Origin of the sequence: Vibrio sp. Y51_MX_L26, assembly GCF_024181935.1 — a bacterium.
Taxonomy (GTDB): domain Bacteria; phylum Pseudomonadota; class Gammaproteobacteria; order Enterobacterales; family Vibrionaceae; genus Vibrio; species Vibrio diabolicus.
The window spans coordinates 73,927-89,109 of sequence record NZ_JAMZAS010000009.1; the positions used below are offsets into that span (position 1 = coordinate 73,927).

General features: G+C 46.5%; 12 protein-coding genes. 6 read left to right on the forward strand and 6 right to left on the reverse strand.

Features of this window, described 5'->3' with window-relative positions; all coding sequences use genetic code 11:
• Positions 1-10: 10 nt before the first annotated feature.
• Entirely contained in the window at positions 11-553 is a 543-nt protein-coding gene (locus tag NL645_RS17340) for an AAA family ATPase (RefSeq protein WP_253652106.1), read from the reverse strand.
• Positions 554-633: 80 nt separating this feature from the next.
• Positions 634-2,463 (reverse strand): translational GTPase TypA, encoded by a 1,830-nt coding sequence (gene typA, locus NL645_RS17345; protein WP_253652107.1) that lies wholly within the window; start codon positions 2,461-2,463, stop codon positions 634-636.
• Between the two features lie 530 nt (positions 2,464-2,993).
• Between typA and glnA the strand changes: the two genes are divergently transcribed.
• The 6 genes from glnA to add all read left to right on the forward strand — a co-directional run bounded on the left by glnA (position 2,994) and on the right by add (position 11,622).
• Positions 2,994-4,403, forward strand: coding sequence for a glutamate--ammonia ligase (glnA, locus tag NL645_RS17350; RefSeq protein WP_005395023.1), 1,410 nt, complete (start codon positions 2,994-2,996; stop codon positions 4,401-4,403).
• A gap of 196 nt (positions 4,404-4,599) precedes the next feature.
• Positions 4,600-5,181: a DUF4124 domain-containing protein gene (locus NL645_RS17355; protein ID WP_104971134.1), complete on the forward strand. Its 582-nt coding sequence runs from the start codon at positions 4,600-4,602 to the stop codon at positions 5,179-5,181.
• Positions 5,182-5,313: 132 nt separating this feature from the next.
• Positions 5,314-6,360, forward strand: a complete 1,047-nt coding sequence (glnL, locus tag NL645_RS17360) for a nitrogen regulation protein NR(II) (RefSeq protein ID WP_005395035.1) — start codon at positions 5,314-5,316, stop codon at positions 6,358-6,360.
• A gap of 57 nt (positions 6,361-6,417) precedes the next feature.
• A complete protein-coding gene (gene glnG, locus NL645_RS17365; RefSeq protein ID WP_005395036.1) occupies positions 6,418-7,821 on the forward strand; it encodes a nitrogen regulation protein NR(I) in 1,404 nt (467 codons plus the stop codon).
• Positions 7,822-7,923: 102 nt separating this feature from the next.
• Positions 7,924-10,470, forward strand: a complete 2,547-nt coding sequence (locus NL645_RS17370) for an EAL domain-containing protein (protein WP_253652108.1) — start codon at positions 7,924-7,926, stop codon at positions 10,468-10,470.
• Between the two features lie 147 nt (positions 10,471-10,617).
• Positions 10,618-11,622 carry an adenosine deaminase gene (add, locus tag NL645_RS17375; protein ID WP_253652109.1) on the forward strand — a complete coding sequence of 335 codons (1,005 nt, stop codon included), beginning with the start codon at positions 10,618-10,620 and terminating at the stop codon, positions 11,620-11,622.
• A gap of 69 nt (positions 11,623-11,691) precedes the next feature.
• Here add and hemN read toward each other — a convergent pair whose 3' ends face one another.
• The 4 genes from hemN to NL645_RS17395 all read right to left on the reverse strand — a co-directional run bounded on the left by hemN (position 11,692) and on the right by NL645_RS17395 (position 14,944).
• Positions 11,692-13,083, reverse strand: a complete 1,392-nt coding sequence (gene hemN, locus NL645_RS17380) for an oxygen-independent coproporphyrinogen III oxidase (protein WP_048624602.1) — start codon at positions 13,081-13,083, stop codon at positions 11,692-11,694.
• A gap of 184 nt (positions 13,084-13,267) precedes the next feature.
• Positions 13,268-13,756 carry a DUF2489 domain-containing protein gene (locus NL645_RS17385; RefSeq protein WP_005379254.1) on the reverse strand — a complete coding sequence of 163 codons (489 nt, stop codon included), beginning with the start codon at positions 13,754-13,756 and terminating at the stop codon, positions 13,268-13,270.
• A gap of 7 nt (positions 13,757-13,763) precedes the next feature.
• Positions 13,764-14,306, reverse strand: a complete 543-nt coding sequence (gene yihI, locus NL645_RS17390; protein ID WP_005394455.1) for a Der GTPase-activating protein YihI — start codon at positions 14,304-14,306, stop codon at positions 13,764-13,766.
• Entirely contained in the window at positions 14,306-14,944 is a 639-nt protein-coding gene (locus NL645_RS17395) for a class I SAM-dependent methyltransferase (protein ID WP_005394454.1), read from the reverse strand. The genes yihI and NL645_RS17395 overlap by 1 nt, the downstream gene beginning before the upstream one ends.
• Positions 14,945-15,183 lie beyond the last annotated feature (239 nt).

A 15,183-nucleotide genomic window follows, 5' to 3' on the forward strand; every position in this document is an offset into this window, starting at 1 on the left:
CGAGGAGGTTTTAGTCTGCGACCTCATCAACTAAACCGATGACTCTTCGAACAAAGCCTACTCGTTCTAGCACACTGCCCCATGGCACTTCGACCACTTCGTAACCCAACTCAGCATAGATATCCACTAAGGATTGATGAATCTCCAATGCTTCTTCAAAGATGTGTGGACGCACTTCATCTTGCACATAAATGGATGCATCAGGTCGACAAGTAAACACCTGACTATGGTACCCAGCACTTTCGGTTAAGAAAGCTTGGTCAACCTTACAACCGCCCACTTGTAGGTATGCAATGATGTCAGGGATGGCGCGATCAACAAACGCAACGTCATGACAACGCGCATCACTCTTTTGCTTGCTCATCAAGTCGAGACACAATTGAGCAAACTCAGGCAGGTTCGTCCACGGCAAGATACCGTCGTCTAACTGGTTTTGCTGTTCAATCAGCGTACGAGAGCTCTCTGCAAACGTCGCATACCCTTGCCGCTCTAATGCATTCAGTAGGGTGGTTTTCCCCGCACCTGGGCCACCAGTAATCACAATTGGCTTCATGCTGATATGTTCATTCTCTAGATACAAAAAACCCTGAGCATAACTCAGGGCTTCTTCTTAATTGAATCTCTTAACGAAAATTATTTCGCGCCACGAGAAGCACGTTTACGATCGCTTTCCGTTAGGAATTTCTTACGGATACGGATGCTTTCAGGTGTTACTTCTACTAGCTCGTCGTCATCGATGAACTCAAGCGCTTGCTCTAGCGTCATGATGATTGGCGGAGTTAGAACCTGTGCGTCATCGGTACCAGATGCACGAACGTTGGTTAGCTGCTTACCTTTCAGTGCGTTTACTGTTAGGTCGTTGTCGCGGCTGTGAATACCGATGACCATGCCTTCGTAAACTTCCACACCGTGACCGATAAATAGACGACCACGTTCTTGAAGGTTGAACAGTGCGTTAGTTAGCGCTTTACCCGCAGCGTTAGCAATCAGAACACCGTTGATACGCTGACCGATGTTACCGCCTTTGTGTGGGCCGTAGTGGTCAAACGTATGGTATAGAAGACCAGAACCAGAAGTCAGTGTCATGAATTCCGTTTGGAAGCCGATCAGACCACGAGATGGCATGATGAAGTCCATACGTACACGGCCTTTACCGTCTGGAGCCATATCTTTCAGCTCACCTTTACGTAGGCCGATATTCTCCATGATACCGCCTTGGTGCTCTTCCATTACGTCGATAGTTACCGTTTCAAACGGTTCCATTAGCTGACCATCTTCTTCTTTGATGATTACTTCTGGACGAGATACGGCAAGCTCGAAGCCTTCACGACGCATGTTTTCGATCAGGATAGACAGGTGAAGCTCACCACGGCCTGATACGCGGAATTTGTCTGGATCGTCTGTTTGTTCAACGCGCAGTGCAACGTTGTGTACCAGTTCCTTCTCTAGACGCTCAAGGATGTTACGTGAAGTGACGAACTTACCTTCTTTACCAGCGAATGGAGACGTGTTTACTTGGAACGTCATGGTTACTGTTGGTTCATCAACAGACAGTGCTGGTAGTGCTTCTACTGCGTTTTGTGCACAGATAGTGTCAGAGATTTTAAGCTCGCCAAGACCAGTGATTGCAATGATATCACCCGCGTTCGCTTGCTCAACTTCGTGACGCTCTAGGCCTAGGTAGCCCATTACTGTGCCCACTTTACCGTTGCGAGTTTTGCCGTCTGCACCAACAACCGTTACTTGCTGGTTTGGCTTAACGCTACCACGAGTTACACGGCCAACGCCGATAACGCCAACGTAAGAGCTGTAATCCAACTGAGAGATTTGCATCTGTAGTGGACCATCTAGGTCAACTTCTGGCGCAGCTACTTCGCCAACGATAGTTTCGAATAGCGGTTCCATGTTCTCGCCAGTTTCGCCTTCTTCTAGAGAAGCCCAACCGTTAAGAGCAGAAGCGTAAACCACTTTAAAGTCTAACTGTTCGTCAGAAGCACCTAGGTTGTCGAATAGGTCGAACACTTGGTCCATAACCCACTCAGGACGTGCGCCCGGGCGGTCAATCTTGTTGATAACAACGATTGGTTTTAGACCATGAGCAAACGCTTTTTGTGTTACGAAACGCGTTTGAGGCATTGGACCATCAACCGCGTCAACGATAAGTAGTACAGAGTCTACCATCGACATGATACGTTCAACTTCGCCACCGAAGTCCGCGTGTCCCGGAGTATCTACGATGTTGATACGGTAATCGTTCCAGTCGATTGCTGTGTTTTTAGCAAGAATGGTAATACCGCGCTCTTTCTCGATGTCGTTCGAGTCCATGACTCGCTCTTCAGCTTCACCGCGAGACTCAAGCGTGCCTGATTGTTGTAGCAGCTTGTCAACCAACGTGGTTTTACCGTGGTCAACGTGCGCGATGATCGCGATATTTCTTAATTTATCAATCTGTGGAGTAGCCATGGATATTGATTCACTTAGATAGATGAAATGCCCCCACGCTGAGAACGGGTGCTCTCTGGCGACATTTGCTGATTAAAAAAACGGCCATAATGTACCAGATTTTAGCAAAAAGCCTAGAAATATGTGATCTACTCCCGAGCATTTCTGCGATTTTTACGCTTAATGCCCATTTTCTTCCTCAGAACGAATTGATTAAACGCAACTTTATTCCAATCGATGCATAATTCAAATTGACTCTTGCTCAAAAACTGGGCTGAATAAGCAATGCGCCTGTCACATTATGGTGCAACAATGATTTTCCGCACCACAACAGTGCAAGTAAAGATCATTTTGGTGCAATCATCTGCACCAAGCTAGCGCCAAAAAACACACTTGCTTGAAATTAATGGAATATTTTTTTTGGCACGGTTTTGGCTTTAGTTAAAACAGCATCGATTAATGAAAAGTCAAATTGATTAATCAATGCCAGGTTTCATGAATAATTCATAAATCGAGCTTTTACCGCTTATTAACACTGGAGGTTATCCAAGATGTCAGTAGAAAACGTTCTATCGCTGATCCAAGAAAACGAAGTTAAGTTTGTTGACCTACGCTTCACTGATACAAAAGGTAAAGAGCAGCACATTTCGATCCCTGCTCACCAAATCGACGCAGACTTCTTCGAAGAAGGTAAAATGTTCGATGGTTCATCAGTTGCTGGCTGGAAAGGTATCAACGAATCAGACATGGTAATGATGCCTGACGCATCTTCTGCTGTGCTTGACCCATTCACGGAAGACGCAACACTAAACATCCGTTGTGACATCTTAGAGCCGGCAACAATGCAAGGCTACGACCGTGACCCACGTTCTATCGCAAAACGCGCTGAAGACTTCATGCGCTCTACTGGCGTTGCAGATACTGTACTTATCGGTCCTGAGCCAGAATTCTTCCTATTTGACGACGTGAAGTTCGCGACTGACATGTCAGGCTCTTTCTTCAAGATCGATGACGTAGAAGCAGCATGGAACACAGGTTCTGATTACGAAGAAGGTAACAAAGGTCACCGTCCAGGCGTTAAAGGTGGTTACTTCCCTGTAGCTCCAGTGGATTCATCTCAAGATATCCGTTCTGCTATGTGTCTAGTAATGGAAGAGATGGGTCTTGTTGTTGAAGCACACCACCACGAAGTGGCAACAGCGGGTCAAAACGAAATCGCAACTCGTTTCAACACGCTAACAACCAAAGCTGACGAAATCCAAATCTACAAGTACGTTGTACACAACGTTGCTCACGCGTTTGGTAAAACAGCGACGTTCATGCCTAAACCACTTGTTGGTGACAACGGTAGCGGTATGCACGTTCACCAATCTCTAGCGAAAGATGGTGTAAACCTATTTGCTGGTGACAAGTACGGCGGTCTATCTGAAATGGCGCTTTACTACATTGGCGGTATCATCAAACACGCTCGTGCAATCAACGCATTTGCTAACCCATCAACAAACTCGTACAAACGTCTTGTACCAGGCTTCGAAGCGCCAGTTATGCTTGCTTACTCTGCACGTAACCGCTCTGCTTCAATCCGTATCCCTGTGGTACCAAGCCCGAAAGCACGTCGTATCGAAGTTCGCTTTGGTGACCCAGCGGCTAACCCATACCTATGCTTTGCATCAATGCTAATGGCTGGTCTTGACGGTATTAAGAACAAGATCCACCCAGGCGAAGCAATGGATAAAGACCTTTACGATCTACCAGCAGAAGAAGCAGCAGAAATCCCAACGGTTGCATACTCACTGAAAGACGCACTAGCAGAGCTAGATGCTGACCGTGAATTCCTAACAGCAGGTGGTGTATTCTCTGACGACTTCATCGACTCTTACATCGAGCTGAAATCTCAGGACGTAGAGCGCGTGAACATGACAACTCACCCAGTTGAGTTCGAACTTTACTACTCTGTATAAGGTCGACACTGTGTAAAATGTAAACACAGCAACAAAATATTAGGCTCGCCTCGCAGGCGGGCCTTTTTTGTATTCGTCAGTCAAGATTCGACGTTTAACATGAGGGGATAATAAAAATACGCTTGGACTTTTTACCTTGTAGGTCAAAGAGCTAAGCCATTGAAACGTGAAATCATCGATCAAAAGAAGGTGAGCAATGAAAGTTCAGCTTATTCCATCGCTATGTGCTCTCAGCGGATTGTTAATCGCCTCCATCGCATCAGCGCAGGTTGCTTATACATGGGTAGATAAAAATGGCGTGGTTCATTTTAGTGATACGCCAAACCAAGGTGCAAAAGCCATCGCGCTGCCAAACCTTGAAGCCAGCGCACCCGCTCCTAAGGTAGAAAGCACGGAATCACTCGCCCCTCAGGCCAAGCCATCGAAAGAGCCACAAGACAAGCCGGAAAAGAAAACCGATAAACCTCTCCCATTAAAGCTCTCGATGCTGACTCCTCAACATAACGAAACCATCCGCAGCAACCGAGGCATCATCAATATTCAACTGGAAACCAATCGCAAGCTTGGTATCGGCGAACAGTTGCAACTGCTGCTCGACGGAAAACCTTATGGTGCGCCACAAAGCCATATGACGTGGCAGTTAAACAATATTGACCGAGGCACACACACACTGGCCGTGCACGCGAAAAGAAGCGGCAAGCTTATTGCATCTACTAGCCCTATAACGGTGCATTTACATAGAGCAAGTGTTAAGCCGACCGTAAAAGGGGCAAAATAGAATATCTGGTGAAAAAAATAGCATCACTGCGGTGCTTTTCACTTTTTCTTCTGAGATTTATTCGCCATACTTAACGTTCAATTGCACCATTATTGTGCAACGCACAATCTTAAAGCAAAACAAGGACGTAATGTGGATACCAGTCTTCCTAGTGCCATTCTCAACAACATGGTGACAGCAACACTGATTCTTGATGATGGATTGGCTATCCGTTATGCCAATCCGGCTGCCGAGTTGCTGTTTTCTCAAAGCGCGAAACGTATTGTTGAACAATCGCTTTCTCAATTGATTCAACATGCGTCGCTGGATCTCGCGCTGCTCACTCAACCATTGCAAAGTGGCCAAAGCATCACCGACAGTGACGTCACTTTCGTTGTTGATGGCCGCCCCTTAATGCTAGAGGTGACAGTTAGCCCAATCACTTGGCAAAAACAACTGATGTTACTCGTCGAGATGCGCAAAATTGATCAACAGCGCCGACTCTCTCAAGAACTGAACCAGCACGCCCAACAACAAGCGGCGAAACTGTTAGTCCGAGGGCTTGCACATGAGATCAAAAACCCGCTAGGTGGATTACGTGGTGCAGCGCAATTGCTAGAAAAAATGCTGCCAGAGCCTTCTCTCACCGAGTATACGCACATCATTATTGAGCAAGCCGACCGTTTAAGAGCGCTCGTTGATCGATTACTCGGGCCACAAAAGCCAGGTAAGAAGACACAAGAAAACTTGCATCAAATTCTGGAAAAGGTCCGCCAGTTGGTTGAATTAGAATCGCAACGTTCAATCGTGATTGAACGCGATTACGACCCGAGCTTGCCAGAAATTTTGATGGATGCGGACCAAATCGAACAGGCGATGCTTAATATCGTCAGTAATGCAGCGCAAATTCTTAGCCATCAAGAACACGGTAAAATCACCATTCGCACCAGAACGGTGCATCAAGCTAATATTCACGGCAAACGCTGTAAACTCGCTGCGCGTGTCGAAATCACAGACAACGGCCCAGGCATTCCACCGGAATTACAAGACACGCTGTTCTATCCCATGGTCAGTGGCCGCGAGGGAGGAACTGGCTTAGGGCTGTCTATTTCACAAAATTTGATCGACCAGCACAATGGAAAAATAGACGTAGAAAGCTGGCCTGGTCACACAACATTTACTATTTATTTGCCGATCTGATTGCGCTAATGGACTTCAAGTCGCATCAGTTTTTCGGTTTGCTGCAAGGATTACTACATGAGTAAAGGATATGTTTGGGTCGTTGATGACGACAGTTCCATTCGCTGGGTGATGGAGAAAACGCTCTCCTCTGCCAACATAAAATGCGAAACCTATGCCGATGGGGAAAGCGTTTTGATGGCGCTCGAACGCGAAGTACCAGATGTGCTGGTATCGGACATTCGCATGCCGGGCATTGATGGATTAGAGCTGCTAAAACAAGTACAGCGCGATTACCCAGACCTTCCCGTGATTATCATGACCGCCCACTCAGATTTGGATGCGGCAGTGAATGCGTACCAAAAAGGCGCCTTTGAATACTTACCAAAACCTTTTGATATCGATGAAACCTTAACGTTAGTTGAGCGAGCGATTGCACACAGTCACGAAAATAAACGTGAGCAACTCTCTCCAGAAGACATTCCAGCAGAAACGCCAGAAATCATCGGTGAAGCGCCAGCCATGCAAGAAGTATTTCGCGCCATTGGCCGTCTTTCTCGCTCCTCAATTTCAGTATTGATTAACGGTGAATCGGGCACGGGTAAAGAGCTCGTTGCTCATGCGTTGCACCGCCATAGTCCTCGCGCCAACAAACCTTTTATTGCACTCAATATGGCGGCGATTCCCAAAGATCTGATTGAGTCAGAGTTGTTTGGTCATGAAAAAGGGGCATTTACCGGGGCGAACAATGTTCGTCAGGGTCGATTCGAACAAGCCAATGGCGGCACCCTATTTTTAGACGAAATCGGTGACATGCCGTTAGATATTCAAACCCGTTTGCTGCGTGTTCTGGCCGATGGACAGTTTTATCGAGTGGGCGGTCACTCCCCAATCAGCGTCGACGTAAGGATTGTCGCGGCAACACACCAGAATTTAGAAAAGCTGGTGCATGAAGGCGATTTCCGTGAAGATTTATTCCATCGCTTGAACGTGATTCGAGTGCAGATTCCGGCATTGCGTGAACGTAAGCAGGACATCGAAAAACTTACGCAGCATTTTCTTATCCGAGCGGCTGATGAGCTGGGGGTCGAAACCAAAACTCTGCATCCGTCGACCGTTGAAATTCTTAACCGCCTTGATTGGCCGGGCAACGTGCGTCAATTAGAGAATATTTGCCGTTGGTTAACCGTCATGGCCAGTGGTAGCGAGGTATTGCCAAACGACTTACCAAGCGAACTGCTCGAAGAGAAAAAATCCATTTCGGACTCTGAGCATGGCAGCTGGCAAGAACAATTGGCGGATTGGGCACGTCAATCACTCGCAGCAGGAGATAAAGAACTGCTTTCTTATGCTTTACCAGAATTTGAGCGCATTTTATTAGAGGCCGCTTTGGAGCACACTAAAGGTCACAAGCAAGATGCCGCTAAAGTATTAGGCTGGGGGCGAAACACGCTTACCAGAAAATTAAAAGAATTGTACTGACAATCACTTACGTGGTGCGTTAACAACGAGAGTCGTTTGTCACTCGATATTAACAAAAATATCAGTACAATTGTTGCGCACCACCATCTATGTGATTAGGCAATGTCTACTGCTACGACTCAAATTACACTGCGTACCGCTGTTCTCATTCCATTTGTCATGATCTTCTTACTGGCGATCGGTGTCATTGTCTACGTCCAAAAACAAAGCTACGAAGAAGTGGTCACAGATATCAGCGACAAACAACTTTCCGTGTTAACCGAAAGTGTCCACGACCACCTTAATAGCTATCTGCGCAAGCCGTTTACTGCAGTTATGGCTCTCGCACATAACGTCAGCTATCACAACCTTTATCACCCTCACGACACCTCAGATATTCAAAGCTACCTGCTGAGTGCATTCAAAAACCTTTACCAATCGATACCGCAGTTGGATGTCATCGCATTTGGTTCAGAAAGCGGTGACTTTGCCGGGTTCCGCCGCGAGCTTTCCGACGATTACACCTTAATGGTTCAAGATCGATATACCGATGGTGATCTGATTATTTATGGCACCAACCATGTGAGTAATAGCATTCGAACGGTTATCTCTCCATACGATCCTCGCACTCGCCCATGGTATACGCCCGTCGCAGAGACTCAAACCTCGATGTGGTCTGAGATTTATACGAATGCCGATGAACGCCAGGATATTACGCTGTCAGCCATGACACCGGTGTATAAACACGACCAATTTGCTGGCGTGTTGGTGACAGACATTCGCATCAACACATTTAACGAATTTCTACGTGAGTTAAAATACAACACCAAAGCTTCGGTCTACATCATGGACCCAGAGCATCGTTTAATCGCTCACTCAGGCCCGGGAAGCGTTATCTCAGGGGGCACAAAGTTTTCTGATAAAGGGCAGCGTTTGTTTGCGGCTGAAAACGCAGATCCGATCATCAAAATCAGTGCGAGCCGCGTTCGGTCGTTTGATCTCAACAATACTAAGCAACCTTACACCTTTTCATTTGAGCATGACGGCCAACGTATTTTCAGCCGACTAACCCCATACCGAGATCAAAACGGTTTAACATGGTTTATTGGCACCTCTATATCTGAATCCGAGTTGCTGGGTACATTGCCGAAAAGCCAACAAAAGAGTTGGCTGGTCGGGTTTATCGTCAGCTTATTTGGTATCGCCATCAGTTGGATCATTTTCAACCGAGTCACCAGACCGATTAACGCGACGGCCGACGCCGCCCAACACCTTGCGAATGGCGATTGGGACAGCAGTATGCCAAAACCTGGTTATGTGTATGAGACAACGGTACTTGTGCATGCCTTTAATGAGATGACGAGTAACCTCAGAGCCTCATTTAAAGCGTTGCGTGAGCAGTTGGTTTATGACTCTCTGACACGCTTATACAGTCGTCAGGGCTTGGTCGAAATCTGTGAGAACCAATCTCACCTGTGCCACGGCAGTTTATTTTTACTTGGTATCAACAAATTTAGAGATATCAACGACAGTGTGGGTCATCATAACGGTGATCAACTGTTGGTCAGCATCGCAGAAAGGCTAAAACAAGAGTTTAGTGATAACGCGTTACTGGCTCGGATTGGCGGTGATGAGTTCGCAGTGTTTCTCTCAAACGCCGATACTGAAGCCAAAGTTAAACAAACCGAGCGTCGATTACAGCAACTCTTTTCCACCCCATTTATGGTGGAAGGTGAGAATGTAGTGATGAAGATTTCACTTGGCATTGTGCAAACCCAACCAAATGAAACCATGCCGCTGTGGCTTCGCAACGCCAGCATCGCATTAAGCTACGCCAAGCAAGACTCACTGACCGGTGTCTGTCATTACAGCCCTGAACTGGCAAGCGCTTCAAAGTTCCGCACCCAAATGCTGACTAAGATTCAAACTGGCATCGAAAACCAAGAGTTTGTCCCTCATTATCAACCTATTGTGGATCTCGCTAGTGGTAATGTGTGTGGCGCAGAAGCGCTGGCGCGCTGGCACAGTGACTCAGGAATGGTGTCACCATTAGATTTTATTCCAATCGCAGAAGAAAGCGGCATGATCAAAGCCATTGGCCAACAAATTCTGTTACAAGCTTGCCGCGATACATACCAAGCCATTCAAAGTAATCAGTGGCCATCAGACTTCCAACTGCATGTGAACATCTCCGTTAATCAACTGTCCTGCCCTGATTTTGTCGATACGGTGACCAACGTATTGGATATCACAAAATTATCCGCCAGTAACCTAACACTGGAGATCACCGAGTCGCGCATTATTGATAGCGCACCAACCACACTGGAAAATATGACCAAACTGCGTGATATGGGGATTGGTATCGCGATCGATGATTTCGGTACCGGTTACTCATCACTGGGTTATCTTCACTCACTGCCATTTACTTGTTTAAAGATTGATCGCACCTTCATCAATCAACTCACGCAAGAAAACTTAGACAGTTCGGTCGTTGCTGCGGTCATCAATATCACCGCGGGCCTCAAAACCAATGTCGTCGCAGAAGGCGTAGAGGATAGCAATCAAGCACAATTACTACGCTCTTTAGGCTGCAACCAAGTGCAAGGCTTCTATTACAGCCGGCCAATGCCACTAGAAGAGTGGCCAACACATTTGGTTAACATGAAGTAGAAAAGAGCGAGAATCGTTGATTTCCTAGTCATCCTCTACTGACAATCTACCTAACTGTTATTTATACTTAACTGCAAATCTTACCCATGTATTGTCACAGATGATGTTTGGGCCCTGTTCCAGTTCATAACTATCCGGATCGACATAATGATAACGAAGAACCTTCCTCTTACTGATTTGCACCGCCACCTTGACGGTAACATTCGTACTAAAACGATTCTTGAGCTTGGCCAAAAATTTGGTATTGCTCTACCAGCGTACGATATTGAGTCTCTAACTCCTCACGTTCAAATTGTCGAAGCGGAACCCTCTCTTGTTGCTTTCCTTTCTAAGCTCGACTGGGGTGTTGCGGTACTGGGCGACCTAGATGCGTGTCGTCGTGTGGCGTACGAAAACGTAGAAGACGCACTAAACGCTCAAATCGATTACGCTGAACTGCGTTTCTCACCATACTACATGGCAATGAAACACAAGTTACCAGTAGCGGGTGTTGTTGAAGCAGTCGTGGACGGTGTGCAAGCGGGTATGCGTGATTTTGGCGTGAAAGCCAACCTGATCGGCATCATGAGCCGCACATTTGGCACCGACGCGTGCCAACAAGAACTGGACGGCATTCTGAGCCAAAAAGATCACATCGTTGCCGTCGACTTGGCGGGTGACGAACTGGGCCAACCGGGTGATCGCTTTGTGTCTCACTTCAAGCAAGTACGCGATGCTGGCCTCGGGGTAACGGTTCACGCTGGTGAAGCAGCAGGTGCAGAGAGCATGTGGCAAGCAATCAATGAGCTGGGCGCAACTCGTATCGGTCACGGCGTAAAAGCGATCCACGATCCAAAACTGATGGATTACCTAGCAGAAAAGCGCATTGGTATTGAGTCTTGCCTAACATCAAACTACCAAACAAGCACGGTAGAAACGTTAGAAAACCACCCTCTCAAACAGTTCCTAGAGCATGGCGTTCTTGCGTGTCTGAACACTGACGATCCAGCGGTAGAAGGCATCGAACTGCCATACGAATACGAAGTAGCGGCACCAGCAGCTGGTCTGAGCCAAGACCAGATTCGCCAAGCACAAATCAATGGTCTTGAGATTGCATTCCTTTCAGAAGCAGAAAAAGCGGAACTGAAAGCAAAAGTAAAAGATCGCGCTTAAATCCAGCGAAAACATAAAAAAATGCCAGCATCTGCTGGCATTTTTTATATCTTGAATCGGCGTCTATGATTAGATAACACGAGAGAATTGTTGCTGACGCGCCTTCGCTCGCAGGTACTTATCGAAGCTCATACAAATATTACGGATCAGCAAACGACCTCGCAGCGTCACACGAATTTCATTGTCATCCACTTCCACCAGCTCATCGTTGATGAAGGTCTGAAGTAACTGCAAGTCTTCTTTAAAGTACTGATCAAACTTCACTTTAAACTCAGACTCGATCGCTTTCTTGTCTAGTTTAAAATTACAAATCAGCTGCTTGATCACTTCGCGACGGAGCAAGTCATCAGAATCCAGCGAAACCCCTTTCCACAGTGCGTGACGAAGTTCGTTGACTTGAGCGTAGTATTTCTTCAGCTCTTTCTGGTTTTGCGCGTATGCATCGCCGATCATCGAGATTGCAGAGACACCAAAGCCAACCAAATCACATTCACCTTGTGTGGTGTAGCCTTGGAAGTTGCGATGCAAAATACCTTCGCGCTGAGCAACGGCAAGTTCGTCATCAGGCAATGCAAAATGGTCCATACCGATGAACTGGTAGCCAGCACCAGTCAGTGTCGCGATGGTATCTTGCAGAATCGCCATCTTCTCTTCTGCTTTAGGCAGATCTTCGTCTTTAATCTTACGCTGCGCTGCAAATAGCTGTGGCATGTGCGCGTAGTTAAACACGGACAGACGGCCCGGCTGCATTTCCAGTACTTGTTCTAACGTCTTGGCAAAAGAGTCTTTGGTTTGCTTTGGCAAGCCGTAGATCAAATCTAGGTTTGTCGAACGGAAACCCAACTCTTTTGCGCGCGCAACCATCGCAAAGATGAACTCTTCATCTTGCTCACGGTTCACCAGCTTTTGCACTTCTTTGTTGAAGTCCTGAACACCGATGCTCAAGCGGTTAAAGCCTTCGCTACGCAGGTGATCCAACATGGTGATCTGAATTTCACGCGGGTCAACTTCGATACTGATTTCAGCATCACTGCTAAAGGTAAACTCTTGGCGCAACAGGCTCATTACGCGTGTAATTTGCTTTTCAGAAAGGAACGTTGGCGTACCACCACCAAAGTGCAATTGCGTTACCGTTCTGCCCACCAATAAAGCTGCACGTTGACGAATCTCATGCTCAAGCACATCGAGGTATTCGTCCGCTTTGTGCGAGTGGCGCGTGATGACTTTATTACAACCACAGTAGTAACAAAGCTTGTGACAGAACGGAATGTGCACGTACAGCGATAATGGGCGGTCTGGGTACTGAGTGCATGCCATATCATAATCAGAAATGGTGAACGCTTCATGGAACTCCAGCGCCGTTGGGTACGACGTGTAGCGAGGACCGGAATAGTTGTACTTATCCAATACCGCTTGATCCCAGACGATTTGCTGCTTCGATTCAGTGTGTTGATTCGACATGGTGGTACTTTCCGTTAAATGCTAGGGCAACGAAAACCGTCACCCGATATTCAGAGCCGCTATTTTGCCATACGACGATGACAAGCGTGGCAACGCCGACTGGCTTTTTAATTATAAAACTAAAGAAGTGCTAGCGTGATCACGATACCCCCAGCAGTCATAAGGAAACCATTGGGGGTAACTATTAAATCATCTGAATATTGATTTGATTATTCAGTGGCTGGACGTTTTTCTGCAACACTTTGAGCTCTTCAATGATCGCGTCAGTAAGGCGGCTTTCCGCTTTATGACGCGTCAAGTTCTGTTGCATACGCTCTTTCTTGGCAAGTTGTTGGCGTTCTTCACCACGCGCCATATCTTTCACGATATGGTAAAGCTCAGAAATTGCAGGGTACGTTTTATCAAAATCGACACGGTCTTCACCTTGTACATAATCCATGATGTTATACACACGAATACTGATTTCAGACAAATCGCATTGGCCTTGAATACCCGCCTGACACAAGGTATGCACATTCTCAAAAATGTTGGCGTTACGTTTATCTATCGCCAATTTTTGATGCTTTAGCTGCAATTCCTTTTGCTTTTTCAATTGAAGCAGAAGGTAACCTGCATAAGAAGCAAGTGCGATGATAATCACAACACCAGCAATAGCTAATAAGGTTACATTCATAGCTTAATTATCCTTTGTAGTCGTCGAAGTTAATGTCGTCGAAATCTGCCAGCAAGTCATCATCATTGCGCGTGCTTTTCTCAGCAGGAGCAGTGAAGTCTTCCTCTTCTTCAGGTTCCAACAAACCTAGTTGGTCCATTAGCTTCTCAATGCGATCGAGCTTCTCATCGACGTATTTCTGTAGACCTGTGCCTAGGTTTTCACCCGCTTCAATACGGTCTAGCAACACGTTCAATTGCGCGTCATTTTCTAGCATCTCTAGTTCTTGCTCTGCCGACAAACGACGCTCTTGCTTCGTCATTTTCTTCGCAGGCTCAACAACCAGAGGAATTTTCTTTTTACTGCCTAAACGCGGGTCGCGGTTTTGTGCAGCAGCTTGCTTTTTCTGCTCGTTAACTTCTGAGTTACGGTTACCCGTTTTCAAGCCTTTGCGCTTTTTAGCACGCTTGCGTAGGCGGCCTTCCACATCAGATTCTGTACGGTTACGAGTTACAACAAACTCAGGTGCGCCAGCGGCACCTGGCTTTCTAGATTTTTTACTACGGCTCATTACTGGGGTTTCCTCAGTAAAATTACATCATTACCAATAAATTCGAGTTCGAGCTTATCCCGCTCTGCTAGGAACTGGAACGTGTCACGACTAAAGAACACTACATGAGTGAGATCGTTCTTATAATGCCATGATTTGAAAGCCTCCACGTCGATAACCATTTTCGTCATCAGGCCTATCCAGCCCCCTGGCTTAACTAAATTCAACCATTGCTTCCACACCAAATCTGGGTGGTAGAGGTGCTCTATCACCTCTGTTGCTGTCATGAAGTCATACGTTTTTTCTAAAACCGACGTATCAGGGTGGTAGTAGAGATCGTACAACGCCATGTTGTGCCCCGCCTCTTCCAGCATCAAGGAGAGCGTTGGGCCAGGACCACAACCAAAGTCGATACCATTTGATTGTGGAGAAATTCGCTCTGTTATCGGGTCAGCAATACGCGACAAAAAGCGTCGGTAACCTAAATCTTCAGGGTTGTTCTCATGCAAATCATAGTGAGCTTTTTCGGTTTCCGCATCCAAACGTTGGTCTGGATTCACAAACACCAAACTGCACTGCTCACATTGAAGATATTCACGTCGCTTATCTTCAAAATAGTGGTGAGTACGCTGATTTTGGCATAAAGGACAGGTATGCATGCTGACTTCCTCAAACAGGGATGCGAAACATACCAGAAAGTGAACTCAGATTGGAGTGTTACTGAGCATTTTTTCAGCAATTTTTGTTAAAAAACTTTGTTTACAACCCATCGAAGTAAATAAGTGCAGTAATCGTAATTCAGATTGCGACTTACCAAGAGAAAAGAATATAAAAAAAGCGACAGTCAGACTGTCGCTTTCTAAGTGCCATCAATTGGCGAAACTGTGTTGCACACATT